We start from the raw sequence: 26,146 nt of genomic DNA, 5'->3' as shown, positions 1-26,146 counted from the left end.
TTGGGGACCAAGCTTACATTGCCACCAGCAACTGGCCTAAGAACCGCAGTCCCGATTGAGCCAACCAAAGGACCAAGACGGCCACTACAGGCGCAAAGCTAACCCCACCAATCGATGGAATCAAGCGCTCAAAGAAGCCTAAATAAGGTTCTACCAGTTTAGTCAGCCACTGGCCAAACGTGGAATTCAACGCCCCTGGGAACCAAGTTAAAATACACCAAACCACAATCGCCATGGTGTACAGGTCCAACAGGGAGCCGACCACCATTACTAAAAAACTAATCACACTATTCCCCCTCGAGCCGTCCGGGCCACTGCTTACAGGTCCGGGGTATCCCGGTGCCCATCAATCGTGCGGCCACTGACCTCATAATTCTTCGGGGTGCACAAGAAAATTTGCTCCCCAATCCGTTTCATCTTCCCGTCAATGGCAAACACAACCCCGTTTAAGAAATCAATCGTCTTCAGCGCGGTCTTTTGATCTTCTTGGGTAAAGTTGACAATCACCGCTTGCCCATTCAACAATTGCTTGCCAATTTCTCTGACGTCGCTGTAAATCCGTGGTTCGAACAACGCAATCCGGCCGGGTTCCCGATTCAAGCCCTGCTGAATCGAAACCACCTTATGATTACTGGGTTGGACCACTGGTTTGACCGGGGTGGCTGGACTCTTTTCGGCGTAGTACTCCGTAGCAGTCGGTTCGTCACTGATGCCAAAGAAATTACTCAAAAATTTACCGGCCATTTGCTTACCCCCTTGTCAATTACTTGCGCCGGTTCTTAAAGAAGGCCGGCGTTGATAAATCTTCGCCCCCGTCATCGACGTTGCTCAAATTATCGTTTTGAACACTAAAGTCCGGTTTTTCCACGTTACTGAAGTTATCCGTTTGGCGGTTGGTCAATTCCGTGCCTAAATCATCATCCCAACCACTAAACGGATCTTCCTTGACTGGCGCCGCTTGTTCACTTGGGGCCCCAGTGCCAGCGGTTGGCGCCGGTTCACTAGTTTCTTCTGCCGCAGGCGTTTGCGCTTGTTCTTGGGCCGCCCGCCGTTGTTCTTGCTTCTTCTTGTCAATCCCGGTGGCAATGACCGTGACCCGCACTTCATCGCCCAGGTTGTCATCCAAGGCCATCCCGAAGGTAATGTCCACATTGGTGTTAGCCGCTTGGCGAATGACGCTGGAAGCTTCTTGGGCTTCAAACATTGATAAGTTCTTGCCCCCAGTAACGTTGACCAAGACGTGTTCGGCCCCGTCGATTGACACTTCCAACAGCGGCGAAGAAATCGCCTTCTTCGTTGCTTCGCTGGCCCGATTTTCGCCGGTCGACGAACCAATCCCCATCAAAGCGGAACCTTGGTTGGTCATTGTGTGCCGAATGTCGGCAAAGTCCAAGTTGATGTACCCCGGGTTGGTGATCAAATCTGAGATCCCTTCCACCCCTTGGCGCAGCACATCATCAGCTTCCTTAAAGGCTTCCATCATCGGCGTCTTCTTGTCAATCATTTCCAACAGTCGGTTGTTGGCCACCACGATCAGGGTATCGACGCTCTTCTTCAGGCGTTCCAACCCTTCTTCAGCCAACTGGGCCCGCCGACTCCCTTCAAAGGAGAAGGGCCGCGTCACGACCCCCACCGTTAAGGCCCCGGAATCTTTAGCAATCTTGGCAATGACGGGAGCCGCCCCCGTCCCAGTGCCCCCGCCCATTCCGGCGGTAACAAAGACCATGTCGGCCCCTTCCAGGACCTTTGAAATTTGGGATTCGCTTTCTTGCGCGGCCTTCGAACCAACTTCAGGGTTAGAGCCGGCTCCCAGTCCCCGGGTCAATTTAGGCCCCAGTTGAATCTTCGTTTGCGCCGCGGAACCATCTAAGGCTTGCAGGTCAGTGTTGGCAACAATAAAGTCAACCCCCTTGACCTTTTCATTGATCATTTGGTTGACGGCGTTGCCCCCACCGCCACCAACCCCAATGACTTTGATGCTGGCGCCTTTTAGTTCCATTTGGTCAGTGCTGGTTACGTTATCCATAAAAAGTGTTCCTCCGTATGTGGTTTATTAATCGAAAAAGTTGCTGAAGAAGCTGCGCAGCCCATTTTTGGCACTGGCTTTTTTCGTCGGTGCCGGTGCGGGTGCTTCTTCAGATGGCGGGGTCGCTGGCTTTGCCGCTGGGGCCGCTGGCCGGCGGAAGCTCAAGGGCTTACTCTTTTTAGCCGGTGCGGGCTGCGGAGCCACTGGTTGATTAACGGTCCGCTGACTGGGACTTTCAATCAGAGCGTCATCATGCAGCGTTTGCTTAATCAGCCGCGCTACATCGCTCAAGCTGGCTTCGTACATGGTCAACGAAAGGGCCGTCGCGTACCCCGGATGGCGAATCCCCATTTGTTCTGGGACCACCACGCGAATATTGCCAGGGAAGTATTCACTGGCCAATTCGCGCAAACCTGGCATCGCAGCACCACCGCCCAAGAGGACCAAGCCCCCTGGTAATTCTGGTGCCCCGATCGCATCCAAGCGATCCTTGGCCCGCCGGAAGATTTGCCGCAAACGCGCTTCAATAATTTCGGCCAGGTACTTTTCAGTGTAATTGACTGGCTGGCTTTTGCCAACCACATCAACGGCTAATTGAACGTCATCTTCAACCACACTGGCCAAAGCATAGCCATGATCAAGCTTCAGCCGTTCCGCATTCTTTTGCGAGGTATTGAGGACCGTTGAGATATCCTTGGTCACGTACTTGCCTCCCTCTGGATCAACGAAGGCAAATTTTAACTGGTGATCATGGATAATGCTGGTCGTCGTCTGGCCCGCCCCAAAGTCCATTAACAAGGTCCCGAAGTCTTGTTCACCATCAGACAGGAGGTTGAAGCCGGTGGCCATTGGACCCACCACCAAGTCTTGTAGCTTGAGCCCCGCGGCAGCGACCGCTTTCTTAGTGTTGTGCACAATTGTCTTCGAACCAGAATACAGCGTGGCCCACAATTCTAACCGCACCCCGGCCATTCCACGGGGGTCTTGAATTCCCCGGAATTGATCAACCGCAAAATCCTTGGCCACCAAATCAATCACTTCACGCTCCGGTGGCAACGCCTGCGACAAAGTCGATTGGGTGACCGCCAAGACGTCGCGGTCGCTGATTTCACGGGGTTGCCCTTGATCGGCAACCGTAATCATCCCGTGGACTTCATTTTGCTTTAAATAGTTGGCTGGTAGCCCAACGGTCACCATTTGAATATCGACGCCTGACTTGGCCTTGGCTTGTTCAACCGCCGCCTTAATGGCTTGCGCCGTCTTATCAATGTCGACAATTGCCCCATGACTGAGGCCGCCAGACGGATGAGAGCCAACCCCAACCACTTCTAGTTTTCCCTTGACGTTTTCACACACCAATACTTTGATCGAGGCGGTTCCAATATCTAAACCAACATAGATTTGTGAGTTATTCATCTCTCCGGAACCCTCCTAATACTGAATATTAATTTTATTATTATTTTCTAATGGTATTTATGTTTAAATTTTACCACAGATTATGCGACAAAAGGTGGTTAAATCGGGATTTCACCGCGATTTAACCACCTTTTCTCAGGAAGACCACGCGTCCGGCGTGAAACCCCTGTCATTTTACTTATCTTTTGAACTGTATTCATAAGAATACGCCCCAAATTCCAGATTAATTACCCGGTTGCCATCGGTGTTGGCCACAATGGACGGATAATAACTCATTTTTTCATCAATTTCACTGGCTTTGACAAAGACGGTATTACCATCATTCATCAGTAACTTTAGGCGTTGTTTATCCAAGGTCGTCGGCGAATAAGTGACTTCCGAAATCCCATTGCGCACGGCCGGGGCTAATTTACCAATCCGTTTGGCCGTCGTCTTTAGCATCGGGTAATGATCGTTAAAGCCCGCGTAAGCCACAAATTGATCCACCTGGCCCGTGACCGGCCGGAACTTGCCGTTGCTTAGCAAAAGCTGCGGGCGTTTACCGGCATTGACCAATCCGATCACATCATATTCCTTGACCGCAATTTCGACGCTTTGCGGTCCCGTCAAGATAATTTTGACCTGCTTTAATTGGGAATTCCGGTGTTGAATCTGGGTCAAGCGAGCTGGTTTCATCGCCAACGTCGCCCAAACAAAGCGCCCCGGCCGCACTTGCGTGGCCGCTTGCACCTGGCGCGCGGTTAGATGGTGATTCCCCGTTACCGTCACCGTCTTGATTCGGGCCAAGGGTGAGACGATATAAAGCATAAACAACAAAATCAAGCCAAAGGGAACCACAATGCTTAAAATGCGCCGCAGATTACTGCGCAGCCGAAACTGCTTGATTTGAGGCAAGCGTTTTTTCAACCGCGGGCGGCGGGTTTTCTTCCCCTGCTGTAAGGCAATTACACTCCGCTCTTCCAACCGGGCCAAGCGTTCATTGTAACGCCGGTGTTGGTCATTATTTTGATAATCCGTGGCCATTGGGGTCCCCCCTTTCATGGAAACAAAAAATTAGTCTTGTTGGGCCTTTTTTAAGACTTTAATCAGGGCGTCCGCCGCATCCGGGTGGCCAATCGCCTTGGATTGCGCTGCCATTTTAGCGCGCAAGGCCTGATCGGTCATCAAATCATCCACCGCCGCTAATAAGGTTGCGCCCGATAATTCGTCTTCAACAATCATCCGCGCGGCTCCCTGGTCAACCAAGGCTTGGGCGTTTTTCACCTGGTGGTTGGCCGTGACGTACGGACTGGGAATCATTACCGTCGGCACCCCAATGGCGGTAATCTCAGCAATCGTGGTTGCGCCCGCCCGGGAAACCAAGGTTGCCACTTTTGGCAACTTCTTTGGCATGTCCTCAATATATGGCACAACCTTCACGTTCGCACCTACTTTCACATCCGCCAACGCCTTTTGGACCGCGTCATAGCGCTTTTGGCCGGTCGCAAACAGGACCTGGTAGGGCCGTTGGTTAAAGGTCGGAATCGCTTCGACGACGCTTTGGTTGATCTTCGGCGCTCCTTGGCTGCCTCCAAAGACCATTAAAGTCGGCACGTCATCTTGCAAGCCAATCGACGACCATCGAAAATCTGATTGGTGCTGGGCGGCCACTTGCTGGGCCCGCGGGTTGCCGACCAAGGTGACCTTGTCCGCCGGAAATTGGTCCCGCGCCGCTTCAAAGGCAATGGCAATTTCATTGACGTAGCGGCTTAAAAACTTATTGGTGACCCCCACGACACTGTTTTGTTCGTGAATCACCGTTGGGACATGCAGCTTGGCCGCCGCATACAGCACGGCCCCGCTGACGTAGCCCCCCGTCCCTAGCACTACATCAGGCTTAAAGTCTTTGATCAACTTTTTGGCTTCATGAACCGACTTTAAGAACAAGTAAACCGTCTTAAAGTTTTCAAGGGATAAGGACCGCTTAAAGCCTTGGGTCCGCAAGGTCACCAATTTTAGTCCCGCCGCAGGAACAATCCGGTTTTCCAAGCCCCGGGTCGTCCCAACGTAGAGGACTTCCGTTGTCGGATCGAGTTCCTTTAAGCGTTCAATTAAAGCCAGGGCGGGATAGATGTGTCCCCCGGTCCCCCCGCCAGAAACCATTAATCGCATGCTTAACCCTCCTTTGGTTCGGTTTGTAATGCTTCGACCGCAGCGATAAACTTATCGCCCCGGACTTCAAAACTCGGGAATTGGTCCCAGCTGGCATTAGCCGGGGACAATAAGATCACATCCCCGGGGGCACTTAATTGCCAGGCCACCGGGACGGCTGCCACTGCATCCGCGGCGTGGGTCACCGGCACCCCGGCCGCCATTCCGGCTGCAGCCATCTTATCTTCACATTCCCCAAAGACAATCATGTGCTTCACGTGGGCCTTAAAGTATGGCACCAATCGTTCAAACGTGTAGCCCCGGTCCAAGCCCCCCGCCAAGAGAATCACCGGTTGACTAAAACCTTGCAAGGCTACCTCCGTTGCTTCAATATCGGTGGACTTGGAATCGTTGTAGAAGAGGCGGCCTTGGTATTCCGTCACGAACTGCAAACGGTGCCGCACCCCCGCAAAGGTCGTCAAAACCTCAATAATTGCCTCGTTAGCGACCCCGCTGAGCTTCGCTGCGGCAATGGCGGCTAAGGCATTCTCCACGTTTTGCGGCCCGATCAACCGCAGCTTGGCCACCGGCATGATCACTTCACCGCGCCAACAGAAGTTGCCATTTTCCACGTAGGCACCAGCCTTCGATTTCATCTCCCGGGAAAACGGGACCACCGTCGCGTCCGTCCGCCGGGCCAATTGTTGCCATTCTTCCCGGTCCCAATTAATAACCAGGTAATCTTCCTTGGTCTGATGACGAGTAATATTTAACTTCGCGTTAACGTAATTTTGGCGCGTCTTGTGGTAATCGAGGTGGTTGGCAAAAATATTCGTGATCACCGCCACGTGGGGCTTCAACGTTGGTGCCCCTAACAGTTGGAAGCTGGAGAGCTCCGTCACAATCGTGTCGCTGGCGGTCAATTCTTGGGCCACCTTGGAGAAAGAGACCCCAATGTTGCCCGCGTATTCCACCCGGTGGGGCAAACCAGCGGCCAACATCTTTTGAATCAAGGTTGTCGTCGTAGTCTTCCCATTGCTTCCCGTAACCGCGACTAGGTTGCCCGCGAAAATTTCGGCGGCCAATTCCGCTTCGGTAATAATCGGGGTCCCCTGGGCTACAAACTTGGCCACTAACGGAACATCATAGGGAATCCCCGGGTTCTTGACCACGTAATCAAAGCCCGCGTCGGCTAAACTCAAGGGGTTAGACCCGGTTAGCGTTTCAATCCCCGCAGCTTGTAAATCGGCTTCGATGCTTGGATCAGTCGGCACCTTTTGGTCGTTGGCCACGACCGTAGCGCCGAGTTTAACCAACAACTTGGCCGCGTTGATCCCACTGATCCCAAACCCAATTACCAGGACTTTTTTTCCTTGATACTTACTGATGTTTTTCATTGCTGTTTCCTTCATAAACCTTTCTTAAATAAAGCAGATGACTGCGACCGTAATGGCACTGATTAATAATTGGCAGGCCCAAAAGACCCCGTCGATCTTCCATTCACTCCACCCATCCATTTCAAAGGAGTGGTGAATCGGCGTCATTTTAAAAATCCGCTTTCCCGTCATCTTAAAGGACGCCACCTGCAGGATCACGCTGGCCGTTTCAATCACATAGACGATCCCAATTAACAACAAGGACCACTCGTGGTGCAGCAACAAGGCCACCGCGGCCAAAGCGCCCCCGAGGGCTAAGGACCCCATGTCCCCCATGAAAATCTTGGCGGGCTTGTGATTGTACTTAAAGAAGCCCACTAAGCCCCCGATCATTGCCAAACAGAACAAGGCGACTTCCCCTTGCCCTTGCACTAACGCAATCACCAGGTAGGCCGCAAACGACACGGTGGCCAGGCCATCAACCAGGCCATCCAACCCGTCCGTTAAGTTAACGGCATTGGAAAACCCGACCATCCAGAAAATGATAAACAGACCATATAACCAGCCGAGATTCATATTGCCAAAGCCCATTTGGAAGCCTTCGTGCTGGTAAATGACGGTAAAAATCATTGCCGCGATCACTTGGGCTAAGAACTTTTGCCAGGGTTTAAAGCCTTCGTTTTGGTGGTTAAAAATCTTGATGCTGTCGTCCCACATTCCAATCAGGCCAAAGACCACCAAGGTAAAGAGCAAGGCCCACAGGGTGTTGTTCAGCAGGTTCGTGGCAAAACCGGCTACCAACGTCCCAATCACCGTACTGATCAAGAATAACAGGCCCCCCATTGTCGGCGTGCCCGCCTTGACTTGGTGCCAGGTTGGCCCTTCTTCGCGAATCTGTTGCCCCTCTTTTTTCGCCCGGAAGTAGGCAATCAATTGTGGCATCAACAAAAAGGTAATCAGAAATGACAGGGCGAAGCCCACGCCACCCCATAACAAGATATTAAAAATCATAATCTCCTCCTCTTTTTGGTGTTATTTTTTCGCCGTCACACTGCCCCGGTCCTGGTAGGTGACCCGTAAGATTTGCCCGGGCTTGACGACACTGTCCTTCTTGAGATTTTGTTTATTGACAAAGCCCCCGCCGCTGCTTTCCAACTTCAAACCCAACACCTGGGCCAAGCGGCTGACGTCAGCTTGCGACCAGCCCGTCAAGTCCGGCATCTTAACTTGCCCCCCGGTCAATAAGAAGACCCGGTTATGCAAGGTTACCTGGTTGCCCGCGGCCAGCGATTGGGCCTGGACCTTTTCCCCGCTACCTAAGACGACCGGAATCAGGCCTTTATTGGTCATCCCTTTTTGGGCCGCCGCCGTGGTCATCCCGACCAAGTTCGGCAACTTCACCAGGCCTTGTTCTTTGGCGGTCTTCAGCTTTTCTTTTTCCAGCAAGTCCTTAATCAACGGCGTGGTGATCGAAGCAATCGTCTGCTCGGCCGAACCATTGACCTTGGTGGGTTTTTTCATGGTGATGTAAATGATGTACTTGGGATCCTTAGCGGGGGCAAACCCAGCAAAGGAATAGATGTAGGCCGTCGACCCCGTTTCATATCCACTGGCACCCCCAATTTGGGCCGTCCCGGTCTTCCCGGCAATCCGGTACCCATCAACTTTGTAGGCACTCCCGGTCCCGACCTTGTTATAAATCACCCCTTGCATGTACTTAAGCACTTGCTTGGCAGTGCTGGCCTTGATGGGGTGGCCGACCGTTTGGGGTTTGACACGCTTGAGAACTTTGCCCGATTTAGGGTCTGTCACTTTTTGAATCCAATACGGTTTGACCATTTTCCCGTGATTGGCAATCGCCGAAAAGGCTTGTATCATTTCCATCACGTTGACCGTAATCCCCTGCCCAAAGGCGGTGTTGGTCTGCTCCAAGGTTCCTTTGAAGTTGGTATAGCCGGCTTGTTCACCGCCCATCCCATAGACCCCCACCTTTTTGAGCATGCCAAAGCGCTTGAGGTAGGTCATCCAAGTCGAAGAACCCATATTTTGTTCAATGTGGGCAAACCCGACGTTACTGGACCGGTAAAAGGCTTCCTTGTAGGAAATGCTGCCCCAACCAGACGTTACCCAGTCAGTTACCCGGCCGCCACCAATATTCCAGACCCCCGAGTTATACGTGGCATTGGGGTTAAAGTGGCCCGAGTCAATCGCCGCCGCCAGGGTCAACATCTTCATCGTCGACCCTGGTTCATAGGTATCTTGGACCAAGGCATTGGTCCACGCCGGCGCATCTGATTTGTAATTGGGGCGTTGCGTTGCCGCCAGGATTTTACCAGTCTTGGCCTCCATGATCACGGCGGTTAACCCCGCTGGTTTGGCACTGCCATACACTTTTCCGACCAGGGTTTCAAGGTCGTGTTGCAGACTGTTATCTAAGGTCGTGGTAATATTGGCCCCATTTTGGACCGGCCGGCCCTGACTGGTCGAGTCCGCCATTTGGGTCCCATAAACGTCATTAATCGACTTTTTTAGCCCGTTCTTCCCACTTAACAGCTTGTTTTTCGTGGCTTCCAGCCCGAGTTGGCCCACTAATTTCGTGGTCCCATGACTGGCCTTAGGGACCGCTAAACCAACCAGTTGGCTGGCAAACTGCCCTTCGGGGTATTCACGGGCCGGCGTTTTAATAAAGGAAATTCCCGGCAACTTTTCCGCCTTAATCTTTTCCATCGTGGCCACTGACAGATTACTGCCGGCCGGGCCAAACTGGACTTGAAAAGCGCCCTTGGTATTTAAGGTTTTTTTAATTTGCTTCGGCTTTACCTTCAAGTACTTAGCCAAAACCTGCGCCGTGTGCTCCTTATCCTTAACATAGAGCGGCTTGCCATCCGGTTCTTTCATCGTATGACTGAGGACGGCTACGACAGTATATTTACTGGTATCTTGGGCAATCGCATTGCCATTGGCGTCAAAAATAGTTCCCCGCTTAGCGGTAATAATTTGCGTATTGGTATACATCCGTTGCGCAGCCGCTTTTAAGTTATGATTTTTAACATCCTTAAAAATTGCGATATAGCCAAAACGAACGATAAACAAGGAAAAAATCAAAAGCGCAATCAGAAACAGGCCTAACCCAAAGGCCCGGTGATTCCGGTGACTTTCCTCTTTTACCGTTCGTTTCGGAGACTGTTGTTCATTCATCGGTTAACGTTCCTTACACTTGAATTGGCATCGGTCAAACCGTACTTCTTCGCAACCTTTTGCAGGTTTGCTTGACTGGTGGCCTCGGCAATTTCTTGCTGGATGCTGGTATTTGAACTGTTAACCTTGGCAATTTGGTTTTGAACCTGTTGCAAAGTGTGTTGGTGGTTGTTCAACGCAATCTTGGCCGAGATCAAACTAACGACCATCCACGCCACTAGCGCCGTGCAGACCACCCCTAAGAGAATTTCAAATTTTGAAAACGGAACCCGCCCCACCGTTGGTTGCGCCGTTACGGTTGGCTGCGCCGCGGGCGTAGGCTGGGTTTGCTGTCTCAGTTCACGTGCCGTATTTTCATCCATTCAGACCACTTTCCTATTCTCACTTCTTTACGCGTTCAATAATTCGGAGTTTTGCACTGTGGGCGCGGTGGTTTGCCGCCAATTCCGCGGCCGAAGGCAAAATCGGTTTCTTATTCACCAAGCGATAAGCCGGTTGGCTGGCCGCAGGAATCACCGGTAAACCTGGGGGCAATTCCGGAAGCGACGTTCGTTCTTTAAACATCGTCTTGACCAACCGGTCTTCCAAGGATTGGAAGGTAATCACCGCGATGCGCCCGTGGACGTTCAATAAATCGAGGGCTTGCTCCAAGGAGCTTTCTAGGGCTCCCAATTCATCATTGACGGCGATACGAATCGCTTGAAAGCTCTTTTTAGCCGGGTGCCCACCATGCCGGCGGGCCTTGGCCGGAATTCCTTCCTTGATAATCTCAGCTAATTCCGTCGTGGTTTCAATCGGCGCTTGCTGCCGGTGGCGTTCAATGGCGCGGGCAATCGATTTGGCAAAGGATTCTTCCCCGTAACGATACAAGATCCGCACCAAATCGGCATACGACCATTCATTCACGACTTCTTTGGCTGACAGGGCCTGGGCTTGGTTCATCCGCATGTCCAAGGGAGCCTCGTGTTGGTAAGAAAAGCCCCGCTTGGCATCATCAAATTGGGGCGATGAAACCCCCAGATCATAAACAATCCCATCCAACCCCGTCACGCCGCGGGCGGCCAATTCTGCCTTTAGCTGGCGGAAGTTGGCTTTAACCAAGGTTAAGGTTCCCGCCGCCAGCGGCGCTTTTAAATTATCCTGGTTGTAATCAATTGCCACTTGATCCTGGTCAAATGAATATAAGTGCCCCCCCGGCGCCAATTGACTGGCAATCAAGCCACTGTGGCCCCCGCCACCCAAGGTTGCGTCCGCATAAGTCCCCGTCGGCTGAATCGCCAAGGCATCGACCGCTTCGTGCAACAAAACGGTGACGTGTGCAAATTCCATTAACCAGTTCCTCCTTTAGCTGCCCGAAGTGCTTAAAAATCAAAATCTAATTCCTCAGCTACCGCCGCAAAATCTGCCGCAGCCTGCTGATTGATGGTTTGCCAGGTAGCAGTATCCCAAATTTCAAAGTGGGTGGCCACCCCCACGACTACGCACGCTTGCTTTAATTGGGCGTAATCCAACAGGGTCGCCGACAGGTTGACCCGGCCTTGCTTATCAAATTCACATTCCACCGCGGCCGCATACAAAAAGCGGACAAACTGGCGGACATTTTTCTTCGTCATCGGCAAGGCCCGCAATTTGGCTTGTAATTTTTCCCATTCGCTCAGCGGCCAACCAGCTAAACACTGATCCAGCCCCCGGGTAATGACAAACCGCTCCCCCAACTGCTGGCGGAATTTAGCGGGAATAATCAGGCGCCCCTTTGGATCAATCGTGTGATTAAATTCACCCATAAACAAAGCAGCCACCTCCCTTGCGATCACAAGTCAAGTCTACCACAATCCCCCACTTCTCACCACGCAATTTCCCGAATTCCCCTAAAAAATAAAAAACGCGATATTGGCCACCCAATTTCGCGTCTTCAAGCCGACTAACGGCCGAAATTATTTTTGCTTTCTTCATTATTTTAGAACATTTTTCGGCCCGGCCAGTTCCTCTTATTTTCCCCTTGTTTGCTGCCTGATCAAACGATTGGCCAAGCGCTAAGGCGTTGGCAACTGCATCAAAAAACACGAGCCCGCCCAAACTACGCTGGCATACAAAAACGACAAGCGCCAAAAGGCTGGCCAGTAGCGTTGGTATAAGAACTCCCGGCGGGCCGTCAACTGCAAAATCACCAGCCCAATCCCGAGCAACATCCACCCAATCATCGGGTAGGCAAACCAATAAAAGCCCAGGTTGGCTTCCGTCAAGGCCATTAAGAGCAAGGCCCAGCCAGCCCGGGAGTGTTGCTTGGGGCGGCCAAACAGCCGCTGGACCAACCATTCCAAGCCCCAAAAGGCCGCCCCAATCAGAAATTCCAATAGTAACTGCTTAATTTCCACGATCCATTTCCACCCTTTCTCGCCGCTTCATTGTACCACGCCATTGTTCAGTTTGAAATTTCGCGCCAAATTGATTACACTAGGAAGGAATTATTTTCTGGCAGTAAAGGATCGAGAATATGCAAAAGAAAAAGAAGACGCGCTTTCAAAAAATTACAATGATCGCCGTTTGGCTGATGTTAATCGCCATGTTGGGTTCCCTGCTTTTTTCTGCCGTTGGGGCCTTGGGCTTGATCTAATGTAGCGCTAACCAAAAAAGTCACCTGCTTTCCACGAAAGCAGGTGGCTTTTTTAATCGCGCCGGTCCAAATAAACTTCGCGGGGTTTGGCCCCGTTGGCTGGCCCAATATAACCTTGTTGTTCCAAGTCATCAATCAAGCGCGCGGCCCGGTTATAACCAATCCGAAAGCGCCGCTGGACCATTGAAGTAGACGCCTTTTGTTGATCAATTACAAAAGCCAGGGCCTCATCAAACAAGGGATCCTGTTCAGCTTGGGTTGCTTCTTGTTGCATTTCTTCGTCCGTAATCACCATTTGCTGATCGTATTCCGCTGGTTGCTCATCCTTAATAAAGTCAACCACGGCTTCGACATCGTGATCGGAAATGAAGGCCCCTTGTAGCCGGGTCGGCTTGTTTTTATCAATCGGTTGGAAGAGCATGTCCCCGCGGCCCAATAATTTTTCCGCCCCGTTGGCGTCCAAAATCGTCCGCGAGTCGATCCCGCTGGAGACCGCAAAGGCAATCCGCGACGGGACGTTGGCCTTGATCAACCCCGTGATGACATCGACGGACGGCCGTTGGGTGGCAATTACCATGTGAATCCCCGCGGCCCGCCCCATTTGAGCAATCCGGACAATGGAATCTTCCACTTCTTTAGAGACCGTCATCATCAAATCGGCCAATTCGTCAATGATTACCAAAATCAGCGGCAAGGGCGCCTGTTCTTCATCCGGATGCTGAGCGACCAGTTCATTGTATCCCTGCAGGTTCCGGGTCCCTAGCGCGGCAAACAGTTCATACCGGCGTTCCATTTCTGCCACCACCTTGGCCAGGGCTTTCGCGGCCTTTTTCGGCTCGGCCACGACTGGGCTCAGCAGGTGGGGGATTTGATTATAAACGCTTAATTCAACCTTCTTCGGGTCGACCATCAGCATTTTGACCTGGCTGGGTTTCGCCCGCAGCAATAAACTGGTCAAAATGACATTGATCGCCACCGATTTCCCACTCCCGGTGGCCCCAGCAATCAATAGGTGGGGCATCTTGGTCAGATCCGCGGTCACGACTTCGCCCGTCACTGCCCGCCCCAACGGGACTTCCAAGGGCCGCTCACTGTTGGGCATCGCTTCGATTAGTTCCTTAAAGCCCACCGTAGCCGGGGCTTGGTTGGGGACTTCGATCCCGACCAAGGATTTTCCCGGAATTGGCGCTTCGATCCGAATCCCCTTGGCGGCTAAGGCCAGGGCTAAATCATCCGCCAGGTGGGTGATTTTGGCTACCTTCACCCCTGTGGCGGGCTTTAATTCATATTCCGTCACCGACGGCCCCAGGTTGACGTTTTCGACCGTGGCGTCGACCCCAAAGGACGCTAAGGTCGCCGCTAACTTGCTGGTATTTTCCTGAATGGCGGCTAAATCTTGATTTTGATCAGTCGCCGCCACCGAACTCAACAAACTGAGCGGGGGCAGCTGATAGTCATCATCGTGGACCTCCCCCAGCCCCAAGGCCGGAAGTTCTGGTTCTGGGGTTGGTTCAACCGGGGCCGCTGGTTCTGGTTGTCCGGCCACGTTGATTTTCGGCGCCGGGGCAACGGGCGGAGTAGCCGGCGCTGGCTCCGGTGGCGTGACCGCTGGTTCTGGCGGAGCGGGGGCCGCGGCGCTCGGCGGAGTCGTTGGTTGGCGTTTTGGTCGCGCTGCTTGTCTTGCCCGGGCCTCTTTAACCAATTGACCAATTCCCCGGCCCACCTGCCGCAACCACGGGAAGACCCGCTGCCATGGCAAATGGAAGAAGACAATCACTCCGCTCAACATCAATAACCAACCCAGCCCGAGCGTCCCAGCTTGATTTAACAGCACGTAACTCAAGGAGTACAGCCATGCCCCCAACATGCCACCCCCCAGTGGGGCCGTTGAATCACCGTTAAAGAGGGCCCGATTCAACGAATTCCAGGTCACTAAGCTAAAGTGGCTGTGGGTCTGTAAAGTCGCAAACATTTGCGCATGTAAAACCAACAGCAAGCCCAGGTAAAACAACCCCAGCCCCCACCAATAGCGGGGAGCAACGCGGGGCAAGGCGGCAAAAAGCGCCACCCAGCTCGCTAGGCCTAACCCCACGACCAACAGAAAATAGGCACTCTGGCCGCCCAGCAGTTGAAAACTCCCGAGTACGACTTGACCAATTAACCCTAATTGAAAGGCCCCGACCACCAACACTAAGGCCACCAAAAGCCCCCCTAAGTGGCGCGCTAATTGTGGTTGGGCCGAAGCTTTAGCGCGGCGCGGCTTTTTGGCCGCCCGCCGTTTGCGTTGTGGCATATGCTGATCCTTTCTTTGTCAACAACTACTTTAACTTGTCAAATTCGTACGTGTGCACCCGGGCCAAGTGCGGAAAGCTTTGCTGCCGCAAAGCTTCGTAAATCACGATCGCCGCACTGTTCGACAGATTTAACGCCCGAATGTTGTCATCGTTTTGGGGAATCCGAATCGCCAATTCCGGGTACTGGCGCATAAATGGTTCGGGCAGGCCCGTGGTTTCCTTGCCAAATAAGAAGTAATGATCACCACTGGCTGTATAGTCGACTTCTGTATAATCCCGGGTGGCAAACTTCGATACCAAGTACAGCTTGGTTTGATCCGGTACCGTCGCCATGAAAGCCGGCAGATCATCATGGTAGACCACTTCAACCTTATCCCAGTAGTCCAACCCCGCCCGCTTCATATGCTTATCATCGGTTGCAAACCCCAGGGGCTTAATTAAGTGCAGGACCGTATTCGTGCCGGCACAGGTCCGAGCAATATTACCCGTATTAGCCGGAAACAGGGGTTCAAAGAGTACAATGTGATTGGTCATGATTTTCCTCGTTTCTATCGCAATGGTGTTTTTGGCAACAAAAAAAGCAGGGTCTCGGTGTGGGCACGGCGAAACGCTGCTTTAGTGAAGTGCTCTTTGATAAATACCAACGAAAGCTTCGATGTCACTTACCAAATGATTTCTGAAGATTATTTTACCACACCGCTTTAAGATTTCAATAATTTTTTGCGTTTTTCTTGGCAATCAGCAGTTCTACGGCAACCGTTACCGTTTTCAACGAAGCCAGTTCCGCGGCCGTCAGCTCCCGCGCCCCTTGGCCCCAATGCAAGGGCGACATCGCCACTAGGTCCGCCCGCAAGGCTGGCGCCAATTCAAACTGGTAATTGATTGGGATCACTTGCCCGGCCGGATAGCGAGCTAAGAAGCGGTCCTTGACCAAGTGATTGTCATAGTGGCGATGCGCATCCGTGGCTGGGTACAGCAAGGCCCGCAATTCCTGCAGGTAGGCTCCGGTCGGAATGATTTTCAGCAACGTCCCCCCGGGCGCCAGGACCCGGTCAAACTCATCATAATCGGCCGGGGAAAACAATTCCATGACCACGTCCAGGCTGGCCGTCGCAAACGGCAACTTGCGCAAATCAGCGACACAAAAGAACATTTGCCCGGGCGCCAATTGGGTCGCCAAGTTTACGCCCGCCTTGGAAATATCAAAGCCGGCCAAGGCATCGGCGTTGCCCCGTAAGGCTTGCAGCTGAGCTAGGGGCGTCCCTTCCCCGGTTCCCACGTCAATCAGTTTAACCGGCGTCGCTGGCAAACAAGCGTTGAGTTGCGCCACCATCGGGGCAAATAAGCCCGCCGTTAACACCCGCCGGCGCGCGGCCAACATTTCCTGATCGTAACCATTGCTGGCACTGGCGGTTTGCAAAAAATGAACGGACCCCGCCCGATTAAAATCCCACTGGTGCCCCTTACTACACCGCAGCCCCTGGGTCGCCACCAGGCTAAAGGGACTCTGACAAATTGGGCACGCTAACATCGACAAATGGTTTTGGACCCATTGGGCCGCTAATTCTCGTTTCTTCACTCTGCTTTCCTCTGCTTTCTCATTGCCTACAAAATCCCCCTTCGCCCACCCAAGCCCTTGGTGCGTGTGCTATGATAAAGGAGTATTTCGATTAAGGAGGTTTTTGTTTTGACTGAAAAATTTATGATTGGGACTTACACCAGTCACACCAGTCAAGGGATCTACGGGGTGACCCTGGATCCTGCTACCCAACAATTATCAGCATCATGGTTGGTCGCCGAATCAGGCAAGCCGTCCTACTTGCAAGTTGCTAACGACCGAGCCTTTGCCGTTTACCAAGCCGACGGCCAAGGCGGGATTGCCAGCTACGCCTTGACCAACGACCACGCCACTCGCTTGGCCCAGGCGCTGGCCGCCGGTTCGCCCCCCGCTTACGTAGGCTTTGACGCCACCCGGCAGTTGCTGTTTGTCGCCAACTACCATACTGGTCTGATCAGTGTCTACCGCGTCGCTGCCGACGGTCAATTGACCCTGGCTGATCAAGTCCAACACGAAGGGGCCACAGGACCCGCTCCCGAACAAGACGCTCCGCACCCGCACTACGCCGACCTCACCCCAGATGGCCGGTTGGTCGTTTGTGACTTAGGGATGGATTTGGTCGTGGTTTACGACCTAAGTACGGAAGGGAAGCTGACCGCGAAATCTCGCTACCAATCCGAAGCCGGCTTCGGTTCCCGGCACCTGGTCTTTGCGCCGAACGGGAAATTTGCTTACCTGCTCGGGGAATTGTCCAGTCAACTGGAAGTCTTGCAATACGACGCGGCCACTGGCGCGTTTGCGCATGTCCAGACCATCAAGACCATCCCGGCTGATTGGACGGCCCACAACGGGGCCGCTGCCATTCACATCTCGCAAGACGGGCAATTCATTTACACCTCCAACCGGGGCGAAAACACGATTGCCGTCTTTGCCGTCCAAGCAGATGGCACCGTCAACCACATCCAATCGATTACCACCGCCGGCGATTTCCCGCGGGACTTTGAACTGAGCCAAGACGAAAGTTACCTCATCGCCGCGAACCAAAATACCAACAATTTGACCCTGTACGCCCGTGACGCGGCCAGTGGCCAATTAACCCTGTTGCAACAAGACGTCGCTTGTCCAGAACCAGTCTGCATTAAGCGCTGGTAAGACTTAGGACGTTGCGTTTAAGGGCCGGGAAAAAGCACTGCTTTTCCCGGTCTTTTTTTGTTTTCCACACGCTAGATCGATCAGGTGGGACCTAACCGCTACTTTGGCTGATCACCAGTCAGGCCCAATTGAGCTTGTAACGCTTGCAAATCCGCCGGCAAGGGGGCCGTAAGGCTGATTGTCTTGGCCAAAAACGGGCTGTAAAAGCGAATCTTTTGGCAGTGTAAGGCCTGGCGATGCAGCAATTGGCAATCGCCACCGTACATTTCATCGCCAAACAGCGGCGTGCCACGCCAGGCAAAATGGGCCCGAATCTGGTGGGTTCGGCCGGTATGCAACTGGATTTTCACCCGACTAGCTCCCACCACGGTCGCGAGGCGCCAGTATTCGGTCACGGCCGCCTTCCCGTCCGGTCCAATCATTCGCTTGACAAACGAGGCGGGATCCCGCTGAATCGGCGCATCCAAATAGCCATGCTCAGCGACTGTCCCACCAACCAAAGCCTCATACTGCTTAAAAACCTGGTGCGCCTTTAATTGCCGGTCCAAGACGGCGTGAGCAAAGCGATGCTTGGGAAAAATCACCAGTCCACTGGTATCACGGTCCAAGCGGGTCGCCACGTGGGTCACTTGGTTTTCGTACCCCTGCCGCTGGTAGTACGCCTTCACCCGGTTGACCAAGCTGTCTTGCACCGCCACATTATGCGCCGGGACCGTCGCAACCCCGGCGGCCTTATTAATAACCAAAAAGTCGCGGTCCTCATAGGCGATCTCAAAGGGCAACTCACAGGGAGTCACCGCATCATTCGCGGCTTCATTGGGAACTTCAATCCCGACTTCATCTCCCGGCTGCACGTTGGCAATTGCCCACGCAGTTTGTCCGTTCAATAAAAGACGGCCACCGTGAAAGATGGCCACCTTAATCAAAGATGTCGTTACCCCAAAGGATTTTAACACCCGACGCAGTTTGCGCGGCACACTGCCTTGGTACGTCCACGTAAACCTCATGCTTCACCCCCGATAAAGGAGGCCTTGACCCGCCGCCAGAAATTCGTATGGCGGTACTTAGCAAAGCGAATTTGTTGTTCCGCCACCGAGTAGGTCAGTTCCGTCAGATGGCGCACTTCGCCCAACATAATCTGTGTCCGATCGCAACTTAAGACCGCCGTTGAATCATCCGCCAAGCGCAAGGTCAAGACGGCATCCTTGCCAAAGATGATCGGCGAGCCCAAGGTCCGAAAGACCCGGTTGTTTAACGAGGCCATTTCGCCTAATTGAAAGCCGACAATCTTGGGATCCATAATCGCCCCGCCGACCGACTTATTATAGGCCGTTGAACCCGTCGGGGTTGAAATACATAAACCATCGCCCCGGAAGCGTTCAAAGAGTTCGGCGTTGATGTAGACATCACAAACCATCGTCTTGACCATGTCGCGGATGGTCGATTCGTTGAGGGCCACAAAATTCTGCCGGGTCCCATCGGAGAACTTGGCTTCCACGTTTAACAAGGGGTAAGCCACCGACTGACCACTATCCGTCTTTAAACTTTCAATCAAATCAAAGACTTCAAAGGTCCGCCAATCGGTGTAAAAGCCCAAGTGCCCCGTGTGCATCCCGACAAAGCGAATTTCATCCAGCCGGTCTTCATAGTGATTAAAAGCGGACAGCAAGGTCCCGTCCCCACCGATGGAGATTACCAGATCCGGCTGCTCTTCATCGTAAGGGATCCCTTCCTTGGCCAAGCCCTGGATGATCATCCGCTTTAAGCGCTTGGATTCTTGGGTATCTGAATTATAAATGGCGACTCGCATCGGTATCCTCACTTTCTTTAGGCGGCTGCGCTTGGGGCTGGCGGTTATACGAGAAGATCGTTTGGGCTTCTTGAATTTCTTCTCTGATTTCTGACATTTCCTGATCAAGCTTGAAAGCGGCCGTTGCAGCCCGTTGCAACCGATCGCGGACGTCAGCTGGGAACGTACCCCCGTACTTGTAGTTCAACGAGTGCTCAATCGTCGCCCAGAAGTTCATTGCCAAGGTCCGAACCTGAATTTCAGCTAAAATCCGTTTTTCTCCCGTCGTCAATTGGACCGGGTATTCAATCACAATGTGGTAGGACCGGTAGCCACTGGGTTTGACGTTGGTAACGTAATCGCGTTCCTCTAAAATCGTCATATCGCTGCGTTGGCGCAGCAAATCGACAACCACATAGATATCTTCGACAAATTGACACATAATCCGGAGCCCGGCAATGTCTTGCATGTCTTGTTCTAAACGGTCGGCCTGGACGTGGCGCCGAACCATTTTTTCCTTGATACTATCGACTGGCTTCACCCGCCCGGTCACAAATTCGATCGGTGAATGCTGGGCCTGCTCTTCAAACTGTTTTCGCATCCCGCGCAGCTTGACCTTGAGTTCATTGACCGCTTGCTGGTACGGGAATAAGAAATCCTGCCAATTCTCTACCATCACTCTTCCTGCTTTCTTCGTTAATGCTTAATTTCCATTTTAGCACATGCTGCCCAGCGGCCGAGCCTTTTTGCCCTAGATTGGCGAATTGATTGCCGCTGAGCTGGTGGCAATCAATTTACTTTACAAATCCAGGGAGCTTTGCCAAAATAATTGGAGAAACTTAACTAAACGCGAAATGATGACGATTGGAGGAGCCGCCCGTGCTCGAGATTCACCTGTTCGTCAATCCCCTGGGCATGCAATGCTACCGTTGTGAACAAGATGTCTTGCGGATTGATAAGGACCTACAACAAACCAAATTGCAGTACCAATTTGTGCCCCTGATTAACATGCACACCATCCAAAATACGCTGCATCGCTACGGCCTCAGCGCTTCTCACCACCAAGCCGTTTCTGAATTACTCTACCAAGTCAGCCTCGATTATAAAGCGGCCCTTTTTCAAGGTGGAAAGCGGGGACGCCACTACTTACTCCAACTGCAAACGGCCATTATTAAAGATGCGCGGCGCTATTCACCGGCCTTGGTCGAAGAAATTGCCCGCCAAGTCGGGTTAGACCTGGAAATGTTTTTAGCGGATCGCCAGTCGGATTTAGCCCGCGAAGCCTTTGTGGCCGATCAAAAAATGGCAAATGAACTAGGGGTCACCCGGACCGCTACGGCCGTCATCTTTGATACCACCGGGCCGGATTACGGGGTCTTAATCAACGATTTTGATTACGACACCTTAATTCAATTGCTCCACGATGGGCAACTGCAAGTCATGCAAACCGCCCAAGACTTCATTGACCGCTTTAACCACGTCCAACCACGCTTTCGAATCCTGTAATCCTTAGCCCCTGCCTATCGGGGGCTTTTTTCTTTTCCCGCCCAACCCCGTACGGCCCGTACTTTCGCCGCATAACTGGCAAACCAGGCTGGCCGGCGGCAATACTGGACCCCCGCCGCGCGTTGCGTTACGATTCCGGCTTGGGCCAATTCGACCGTCCAGGCTTGCAAGAGCTGGTGGTGCAGCTGAGCCACCTGCGGGGGCGTCAAACACGGTAAGGGCAACCAAGTCGTTTGCGCTGTCAGAAAGGTCCACCACCCCGCCCAAGACCAGGTCGTGCCCAAAACAACCTGCTCCAGTGCCAACAGTTGGCGGAGGTGCCAGGCCAATAATGATTCGTCAATCAAGGGCCAATTGGTCTCTTGGTAATGCGCCACCAGGGGACAATTGACCCCGATGTGCCCCGCTTGATATAGGGCCCCGAGCAGCTGGCGGGTGGCCGCGGAACTGGTCGAATTGCCTTGCAACCAAGCTACATCCCGGCTGACCTGGCGGGGCGCTACGGTGGCCACTGGCGTGATTTGGCCGGTTTGCCAGGTCAATTGACCGCGGGTGACCTGCCAATAATATAAGCACGGGCGACCGTGATACAGTTGGGTAAACTGCGCTTGTTTTGCCCGGTGCAAGCTGCGCTGGTAGGGTTGGCCCAAGAACCAAACCGGCTGAATCCCCAACCGGGCATACCCACGGTTGCGTTCCTGCAGTCGGGCCAAGCTCAGGGCACTGCATTGAAATTCCAGGGCCACTTGCCGAGAATTAATGGTCACCAAGACATCAGGGCGCTGTTGAATCATGGGCAAATAAACCTCTGCTTGGGGCTGCCAACCTTGGCGGGTGGCCCAGGCCATGATTTGTTGTTTGCCTTGTTGGTGTTCTGCTGTTTCGCCCCCAGCCCGCGGCGTACACGCCCGTTGATGAGCAAAATAGGCGGGCTTTTGTTGCCCCCGTCGCAACATTAGTGGTTGACCACAGGTTGGACAATAATATACCTGCTGTTTTTGGGCATGGCGCGCTAAGGTTAAGTGACCGGTTGCATCAACTGCCATTTGCATCTAAATCCCCCCTTACTTATATATACGCGTTTTGGGGCGATTTTAAACTAAAATAATTAAATTTATAACAAGAGCCAAAAAGCAAGCCCGAAAAATCATTTTCCCGGCTTGCTTTGGTTCGTTTAATTCAGCTAATAACAGTTAGGCTCGGTACCGTTGCCATTAAGCGAAGTAGTGGCGGGCCAGTTCAATGGCCGTTTGCTCCATGACCAAGCGACCATGCTCTTTTAAGACTGCCGCCGTCGTCGTGGTGGCCTGCGCAAATTCATAGACAACAGCCATCCGGTCGTGCACTTCGCCCGCCGTTAAATTCCCATCATTTAAGAAAGTCAAGACCAAGTAGTATTGATCTTGCCATTGATACAGATCCGACGTTAAGTTCAAAGTATCTAAGACCGCCGCCAAGGCAACGAAATCTTCAAAGTCCTTCATCACGACGACCCGCTCCAACTTATCAACGTCCGGATCTAGTAAGGCTTCATCGACTTCATCCCCGGCTAACTCGTCCGTCGGCTCATCATCATAGCCTTGCAGCTGGGCTTTAATGTTGCGGGCCAACTCTTCACCCCGGTGGGAGCCACGAATGATAAGTAATTCTAATCCGTTATTTTGTAATGGGCGCACTTGAAACGTCAACGGCTCATCCGGGCTAAAATCATGATCAACATCCACTTCATCCAAGATCTGATAGAAAAAATCTTCCACCCGCTCTTGATTGCCCATTAGCTCGGGAAGGGAGATCCCGCGTTGAACCAAGTCGTCTTGATCAATCAGGACTTGAATGGTATCTTCATTAATTCGTTTGGTTTCCATCCTTTTTTCCCTCCAATTTCCGTTTTTATTAATCCCTCCTATTTTACCGAATTTACGCCCAAACTGCAAAAAAAGCGGCGCTGCCGCTTCGCGCTCAGCCCCACTTTTTAAACCATATTTGCCCGCCGTTGGGCTTCAGCTAATTCCATTGCCCGCACCTTCCGCGGCAAGAAACGCCGAATTTCATCTTCATTGTAGCCGATTTGCAGCCGCTTATCATCTAAAATAATCGGGCGCCGCAACAAACCTGGCGTTTGCGCAATTAAAGCGTACAGTTCCGTCATTGGCAATTCATCCAAGTCCATTCCTAGTGATTGGTAGGCTTTGGAACGCTTCGAAATAATATCTTCGGTCCCGTTTTCACTCATCCGTAAGATCGTTTTGATTTCCGCGAGGCTCAATGGTTCTGAAAAAATATTTCGTTCGACAAATGGAATGTCATGTTCCTTTAACCACGCCCGCGCCTTCCGGCATGAAGTGCAACTAGGAGATGTATACAGTGTTACCATGATTTGGCCCCCTTCATTCATATTCGTTCAGTGCCAATCCGCCAATACCTTGCTTCGTGGCTTCCCTCACCATATTTTCATAATTATTATAGCCCATTAGGACGATAAATAAAACCTCTCCCCGGAAATTTGTTTACTTTTTGTAAGTTCTTTAAAAATACGTTCTCAAGCGCTTTCACTAATATGTAAAAGTTATTTTACAACTACTGGCAAAAAGTCAAATAACTTGCCGATGAATTTTATTTAATTATCAATCCCCGTCAGATAGCTAATGATAACTCAACTGGGCCGCCCTTAGCTTTTCAGGCGTGTATAATAAAGGCAAAGGAAGTGAAGCCTGATGTTAAATGAACTTAGTTATACCCTGGGGTCGCGCGCCTATTTAATGGCGCGGGCCGCCACCTTAGCCCCTCGGCCCTGCAAGCTTTATGCCAGCAGCCGGGTACCGGATAAGTACGCCCTGTTTGACTTTTCAGGGCAACGCAGCCAATTTACCGCCCCGATTCGGTTAAAGCCTATTACGGCCGTGGGCAGCGACGAATTCCGGGGCTTGTTAAGCTATCAATCCTTTAGCTTCGGCCGCAAGGACCGGAAAATGCTCCGCCAATGGGCCAGTGAACTATTGGCGACCACGGCCAAAACCACGCCGGCCTTCCTAACCGGCTATTTAACCCGCCGGAAAGATGATGCAGGCACCTTGGTACTGTTAACGTGGTGGCAAACACCGGCGGCCCTTGAGGCGTGGCTTAATAGCTCCGCGGCAGCCCCCCTGCGTCAATATGCCCACTCGGATCGTCGCGGCCAGTATTTTAGCAATCATTACCGCTTAGTGGATTAATGTAGCAGCCCTCAACAGAAAAGCTCTCAGAAGTTAGCACTGAGAGCTTTTTTATTCTTTGTTCAAGTAGCGGCGATTGCAAATAACAAAAAAGCAACATGTCCAAAACACGTTGCCAAGAAAGCGGTCCATACGAGACTCGAACTCGTGATCTCATCCGTGACAGGGATGCGTCCTAACCAAAACTAGACCAATGGACCAAAATTGCGGGGGCTGGATTTGAACCAACGACCTCCGGGTTATGAGCCCGACGAGCTACCAGGCTGCTCTACCCCGCGATAATATGAAAATGACCCGTACGGGATTCGAACCCATGTTACCAGCGTGAAAGGCTGGTGTCTTAACCAACTTGACCAACGGGTCATCCTTACATAATCACCATACCAAGAAAGTAACAGTGATGCAAGTTAAAAACCTCAAACGAGGAACGGAGAAGGAGGGATTTGAACCCTCGCGCCGCTTGTCGCGACCTACACCCTTAGCAGGGGCGCCTCTTCAGCCACTTGAGTACTTCCCCAATGGGTCTAAGTGGACTCGAACCACCGACCTCACGCTTATCAGGCGTGCGCTCTAACCAGCTGAGCTATAGACCCATATAATATTCAATTAAGCGGGTAACGAGAATCGAACTCGCGACAACAGCTTGGAAGGCTGTGGTTTTACCACTAAACTATACCCGCAAAAGCGGTAATGGCGCGGGACGGAATCGAACCGCCGACACACGGAGCTTCAATCCGTTGCTCTACCAACTGAGCTACCGAGCCATACGGTCCATACGAGACTCGAACTCGTGATCTCATCCGTGACAGGGATGCGTCCTAACCAAAACTAGACCAATGGACCAAAAATTGCGGGGGCTGGATTTGAACCAACGACCTCCGGGTTATGAGCCCGACGAGCTACCAGGCTGCTCTACCCCGCGATAATTAAAAAAAGGAGGATAAGAGATTCGAACTCTTGCGTCGGTTGCCCGGCCTAGCGGTTTTCAAGACCGCCCCCTTCAGCCACTTGGGTAATCCTCCATAATATTTAACGGCTGTTGCGTAGGATGGACCTTGTAGGACTCGAACCTACGACCGGGCGGTTATGAGCCGCTTGCTCTAACCAACTGAGCTAAAGGTCCAAAATAACCACCCAAATCGCGGCGGGGGGGATCGAACCCTCGACCTCCCGGGTATGAACCGGACGCTCTAGCCAGCTGAGCTACACCGCGAAATAAGTAACTTAGATATTAAATTACCAAATCGGGAAAACAGGATTCGAACCTGCGACCCCCTGGTCCCAAACCAGGTGCTCTACCAAGCTGAGCTATTTCCCGAAAATCAATGCACCCAGCAGGAGTCGAACCTGCAACCTTCTGATTCGTAGTCAGACACTCTATCCAGTTGCGCTATGGGTGCGTATGGTGCCGAGGACCGGGATCGAACCGGTACGGTCATCACTGACCGCAGGATTTTAAGTCCTGTGCGTCTGCCAATTCCGCCACCCCGGCATTATCAAATGGAATTGGCAAAGCGGAAGACGGGATTCGAACCCGCGACCCCCACCATGGCAAGGTGATGTTCTACCACTGAACTACTTCCGCATCATATTAAAATGATAAATGCCGACTAGAGGATTCGAACCTCCGACCCCCTGTTTACAAGACAGGTGCTCTGCCAACTGAGCTAAGTCGGCATATTAACTTAGGAATCCTTCCTTTGGCAATGAGCCGTGACGGGTTCGAACCGTCGACCCTCTGATTAAAAGTCAGATGCTCTACCGACTGAGCTAACGGCTCATGAGCTTACCGGCTCAATGGAGGATACAGGGCTCGAACCTGTGACCCTCTGCTTGTAAGGCAGACGCTCTCCCAACTGAGCTAATCCTCCATAA

26 protein-coding genes and 19 tRNA genes are annotated in these 26,146 nt (G+C 52.4%); 4 read left to right on the top strand and 41 right to left on the bottom strand.

What is annotated here, in order from left to right; genetic code table 11:
- Nucleotides 1-13: 13 nt before the first annotated feature.
- The 13 genes from BN54_RS00220 to BN54_RS00160 all read right to left on the bottom strand — a co-directional run bounded on the left by BN54_RS00220 (nt 14) and on the right by BN54_RS00160 (nt 12,521).
- Nucleotides 14-286 (bottom strand): YggT family protein, encoded by a 273-nt coding sequence (locus BN54_RS00220; protein ID WP_019205105.1) that lies wholly within the window; start codon nt 284-286, stop codon nt 14-16.
- A 32-nt stretch (nt 287-318) separates the two neighbouring features.
- Nucleotides 319-744: a cell division protein SepF gene (locus BN54_RS00215; protein WP_019205104.1), complete on the bottom strand. Its 426-nt coding sequence runs from the start codon at nt 742-744 to the stop codon at nt 319-321.
- A gap of 19 nt (nt 745-763) precedes the next feature.
- Nucleotides 764-2,026: a cell division protein FtsZ gene (gene ftsZ, locus BN54_RS00210; RefSeq protein WP_019205103.1), complete on the bottom strand. Its 1,263-nt coding sequence runs from the start codon at nt 2,024-2,026 to the stop codon at nt 764-766.
- 27 nt (nt 2,027-2,053) lie between these two features.
- Nucleotides 2,054-3,442, bottom strand: coding sequence for a cell division protein FtsA (gene ftsA, locus BN54_RS00205; RefSeq protein ID WP_019205102.1), 1,389 nt, complete (start codon nt 3,440-3,442; stop codon nt 2,054-2,056).
- 174 nt (nt 3,443-3,616) lie between these two features.
- Complete coding sequence (locus tag BN54_RS00200; protein WP_019205101.1) at nt 3,617-4,465, bottom strand: cell division protein FtsQ/DivIB; 849 nt, start codon at nt 4,463-4,465, stop codon at nt 3,617-3,619.
- 30 nt (nt 4,466-4,495) lie between these two features.
- Nucleotides 4,496-5,593 (bottom strand): undecaprenyldiphospho-muramoylpentapeptide beta-N-acetylglucosaminyltransferase, encoded by a 1,098-nt coding sequence (murG, locus tag BN54_RS00195; protein ID WP_019205100.1) that lies wholly within the window; start codon nt 5,591-5,593, stop codon nt 4,496-4,498.
- Nucleotides 5,594-5,595: 2 nt separating this feature from the next.
- Complete coding sequence (gene murD, locus BN54_RS00190; RefSeq protein WP_268869334.1) at nt 5,596-6,984, bottom strand: UDP-N-acetylmuramoyl-L-alanine--D-glutamate ligase; 1,389 nt, start codon at nt 6,982-6,984, stop codon at nt 5,596-5,598.
- 9 nt (nt 6,985-6,993) lie between these two features.
- Complete coding sequence (gene mraY / locus BN54_RS00185) at nt 6,994-7,959, bottom strand: phospho-N-acetylmuramoyl-pentapeptide-transferase (protein WP_019205098.1); 966 nt, start codon at nt 7,957-7,959, stop codon at nt 6,994-6,996.
- Between the two features lie 21 nt (nt 7,960-7,980).
- Entirely contained in the window at nt 7,981-10,146 is a 2,166-nt protein-coding gene (locus BN54_RS00180; RefSeq protein ID WP_019205097.1) for a penicillin-binding transpeptidase domain-containing protein, read from the bottom strand.
- On the bottom strand, nt 10,143-10,508 hold the full coding sequence (locus BN54_RS00175; RefSeq protein ID WP_019205096.1) for a hypothetical protein: 366 nt from the start codon (nt 10,506-10,508) through the stop codon (nt 10,143-10,145). The genes BN54_RS00180 and BN54_RS00175 overlap by 4 nt, the downstream gene beginning before the upstream one ends.
- Before the next feature lie 19 nt (nt 10,509-10,527).
- Nucleotides 10,528-11,475, bottom strand: coding sequence for a 16S rRNA (cytosine(1402)-N(4))-methyltransferase RsmH (rsmH, locus tag BN54_RS00170; RefSeq protein ID WP_019205095.1), 948 nt, complete (start codon nt 11,473-11,475; stop codon nt 10,528-10,530).
- Nucleotides 11,476-11,507: 32 nt separating this feature from the next.
- Nucleotides 11,508-11,936, bottom strand: a complete 429-nt coding sequence (gene mraZ, locus BN54_RS00165; RefSeq protein WP_040469655.1) for a division/cell wall cluster transcriptional repressor MraZ — start codon at nt 11,934-11,936, stop codon at nt 11,508-11,510.
- Nucleotides 11,937-12,179: 243 nt separating this feature from the next.
- Complete coding sequence (locus BN54_RS00160; RefSeq protein WP_019205092.1) at nt 12,180-12,521, bottom strand: DUF3397 family protein; 342 nt, start codon at nt 12,519-12,521, stop codon at nt 12,180-12,182.
- A 119-nt stretch (nt 12,522-12,640) separates the two neighbouring features.
- On the opposite strand from BN54_RS00160, the gene BN54_RS09935 reads away from it, so the two are divergent.
- Nucleotides 12,641-12,760 (top strand): DUF4044 domain-containing protein, encoded by a 120-nt coding sequence (locus BN54_RS09935; protein WP_019205091.1) that lies wholly within the window; start codon nt 12,641-12,643, stop codon nt 12,758-12,760.
- A 52-nt stretch (nt 12,761-12,812) separates the two neighbouring features.
- Here BN54_RS09935 and BN54_RS00155 read toward each other — a convergent pair whose 3' ends face one another.
- The 3 genes from BN54_RS00155 to BN54_RS00145 form a co-directional block, all read right to left on the bottom strand.
- Nucleotides 12,813-15,053, bottom strand: a complete 2,241-nt coding sequence (locus tag BN54_RS00155; RefSeq protein ID WP_019205090.1) for an FtsK/SpoIIIE family DNA translocase — start codon at nt 15,051-15,053, stop codon at nt 12,813-12,815.
- A gap of 25 nt (nt 15,054-15,078) precedes the next feature.
- Nucleotides 15,079-15,588: a tRNA (cytidine(34)-2'-O)-methyltransferase gene (locus BN54_RS00150; RefSeq protein ID WP_019205089.1), complete on the bottom strand. Its 510-nt coding sequence runs from the start codon at nt 15,586-15,588 to the stop codon at nt 15,079-15,081.
- Nucleotides 15,589-15,763: 175 nt separating this feature from the next.
- Complete coding sequence (locus BN54_RS00145; protein ID WP_019205088.1) at nt 15,764-16,633, bottom strand: methyltransferase domain-containing protein; 870 nt, start codon at nt 16,631-16,633, stop codon at nt 15,764-15,766.
- Between the two features lie 108 nt (nt 16,634-16,741).
- On the opposite strand from BN54_RS00145, the gene BN54_RS00140 reads away from it, so the two are divergent.
- A complete protein-coding gene (locus BN54_RS00140) occupies nt 16,742-17,764 on the top strand; it encodes a lactonase family protein (protein ID WP_019205087.1) in 1,023 nt (340 codons plus the stop codon).
- 98 nt (nt 17,765-17,862) lie between these two features.
- Here BN54_RS00140 and BN54_RS00135 read toward each other — a convergent pair whose 3' ends face one another.
- From BN54_RS00135 to yjbM, 3 genes are read right to left on the bottom strand one after another with little or no spacing between them, the layout of a single operon-like run.
- Nucleotides 17,863-18,771, bottom strand: a complete 909-nt coding sequence (locus tag BN54_RS00135) for an RluA family pseudouridine synthase (RefSeq protein WP_019205086.1) — start codon at nt 18,769-18,771, stop codon at nt 17,863-17,865.
- Nucleotides 18,768-19,574, bottom strand: a complete 807-nt coding sequence (locus BN54_RS00130) for an NAD kinase (protein ID WP_019205085.1) — start codon at nt 19,572-19,574, stop codon at nt 18,768-18,770. The genes BN54_RS00135 and BN54_RS00130 overlap by 4 nt, the downstream gene beginning before the upstream one ends.
- The gene (gene yjbM / locus BN54_RS00125; RefSeq protein WP_019205084.1) at nt 19,555-20,229 is read right to left on the bottom strand and encodes a GTP diphosphokinase; all 675 of its coding nucleotides are present in this window, start codon (nt 20,227-20,229) and stop codon (nt 19,555-19,557) included. Before yjbM ends, BN54_RS00130 begins: the two co-directional genes overlap by 20 nt.
- Nucleotides 20,230-20,432: 203 nt before the next feature.
- On the opposite strand from yjbM, the gene BN54_RS00120 reads away from it, so the two are divergent.
- A complete protein-coding gene (locus BN54_RS00120) occupies nt 20,433-21,059 on the top strand; it encodes a DsbA family protein (RefSeq protein WP_019205083.1) in 627 nt (208 codons plus the stop codon).
- 14 nt (nt 21,060-21,073) lie between these two features.
- On the opposite strand, the gene BN54_RS00115 is transcribed toward BN54_RS00120, so the two are convergent.
- The 3 genes from BN54_RS00115 to spxA all read right to left on the bottom strand — a co-directional run bounded on the left by BN54_RS00115 (nt 21,074) and on the right by spxA (nt 23,433).
- On the bottom strand, nt 21,074-22,111 hold the full coding sequence (locus BN54_RS00115) for a competence protein CoiA (RefSeq protein WP_019205082.1): 1,038 nt from the start codon (nt 22,109-22,111) through the stop codon (nt 21,074-21,076).
- 162 nt (nt 22,112-22,273) lie between these two features.
- Entirely contained in the window at nt 22,274-22,924 is a 651-nt protein-coding gene (locus tag BN54_RS00110; protein WP_019205081.1) for an adaptor protein MecA, read from the bottom strand.
- Between the two features lie 107 nt (nt 22,925-23,031).
- Nucleotides 23,032-23,433, bottom strand: coding sequence for a transcriptional regulator SpxA (spxA, locus tag BN54_RS00105; protein ID WP_040469652.1), 402 nt, complete (start codon nt 23,431-23,433; stop codon nt 23,032-23,034).
- Nucleotides 23,434-23,773: 340 nt separating this feature from the next.
- Here spxA and BN54_RS00100 point away from each other — a divergent pair, with 340 nt between their 5' ends.
- Nucleotides 23,774-24,271 (top strand): antibiotic biosynthesis monooxygenase family protein, encoded by a 498-nt coding sequence (locus BN54_RS00100; protein ID WP_019205079.1) that lies wholly within the window; start codon nt 23,774-23,776, stop codon nt 24,269-24,271.
- 124 nt (nt 24,272-24,395) lie between these two features.
- Here the strand turns inward: BN54_RS00100 and BN54_RS00095 are convergent.
- The 19 genes from BN54_RS00095 to BN54_RS00005 all read right to left on the bottom strand — a co-directional run bounded on the left by BN54_RS00095 (nt 24,396) and on the right by BN54_RS00005 (nt 26,142).
- Nucleotides 24,396-24,471 (bottom strand) — tRNA-Asp (locus BN54_RS00095).
- 4 nt (nt 24,472-24,475) lie between these two features.
- Nucleotides 24,476-24,549: transfer RNA gene (locus tag BN54_RS00090), tRNA-Met, on the bottom strand.
- Nucleotides 24,550-24,561: 12 nt separating this feature from the next.
- Nucleotides 24,562-24,634, bottom strand: a tRNA-Glu gene (locus tag BN54_RS00085).
- 65 nt (nt 24,635-24,699) lie between these two features.
- Nucleotides 24,700-24,788 (bottom strand) — tRNA-Ser (locus BN54_RS00080).
- A 2-nt stretch (nt 24,789-24,790) separates the two neighbouring features.
- A tRNA-Ile gene (locus tag BN54_RS00075) sits at nt 24,791-24,864 on the bottom strand.
- Nucleotides 24,865-24,880: 16 nt separating this feature from the next.
- Nucleotides 24,881-24,951: transfer RNA gene (locus BN54_RS00070), tRNA-Gly, on the bottom strand.
- A gap of 11 nt (nt 24,952-24,962) precedes the next feature.
- Nucleotides 24,963-25,035: transfer RNA gene (locus BN54_RS00065), tRNA-Phe, on the bottom strand.
- A gap of 3 nt (nt 25,036-25,038) precedes the next feature.
- Nucleotides 25,039-25,114 (bottom strand) — tRNA-Asp (locus BN54_RS00060).
- Between the two features lie 5 nt (nt 25,115-25,119).
- A tRNA-Met gene (locus tag BN54_RS00055) sits at nt 25,120-25,193 on the bottom strand.
- A 12-nt stretch (nt 25,194-25,205) separates the two neighbouring features.
- A tRNA-Ser gene (locus tag BN54_RS00050) sits at nt 25,206-25,293 on the bottom strand.
- 27 nt (nt 25,294-25,320) lie between these two features.
- Nucleotides 25,321-25,394 (bottom strand) — tRNA-Ile (locus tag BN54_RS00045).
- Nucleotides 25,395-25,410: 16 nt separating this feature from the next.
- Nucleotides 25,411-25,484 (bottom strand) — tRNA-Met (locus tag BN54_RS00040).
- A 31-nt stretch (nt 25,485-25,515) separates the two neighbouring features.
- Nucleotides 25,516-25,589: transfer RNA gene (locus BN54_RS00035), tRNA-Pro, on the bottom strand.
- Between the two features lie 8 nt (nt 25,590-25,597).
- Nucleotides 25,598-25,671 (bottom strand) — tRNA-Arg (locus tag BN54_RS00030).
- Nucleotides 25,672-25,674: 3 nt separating this feature from the next.
- Nucleotides 25,675-25,763 (bottom strand) — tRNA-Leu (locus tag BN54_RS00025).
- A 21-nt stretch (nt 25,764-25,784) separates the two neighbouring features.
- Nucleotides 25,785-25,856 (bottom strand) — tRNA-Gly (locus BN54_RS00020).
- Between the two features lie 19 nt (nt 25,857-25,875).
- A tRNA-Thr gene (locus BN54_RS00015) sits at nt 25,876-25,948 on the bottom strand.
- 30 nt (nt 25,949-25,978) lie between these two features.
- Nucleotides 25,979-26,051, bottom strand: a tRNA-Lys gene (locus tag BN54_RS00010).
- Nucleotides 26,052-26,069: 18 nt separating this feature from the next.
- Nucleotides 26,070-26,142 (bottom strand) — tRNA-Val (locus tag BN54_RS00005).
- Nucleotides 26,143-26,146: the final 4 nt, after the last annotated feature.

This window comes from Limosilactobacillus ingluviei str. Autruche 4 (genome assembly GCF_000312405.1).
Taxonomy (GTDB): domain Bacteria; phylum Bacillota; class Bacilli; order Lactobacillales; family Lactobacillaceae; genus Limosilactobacillus; species Limosilactobacillus ingluviei.
This window is presented reverse-complemented; position numbering and strand designations above follow the sequence as displayed.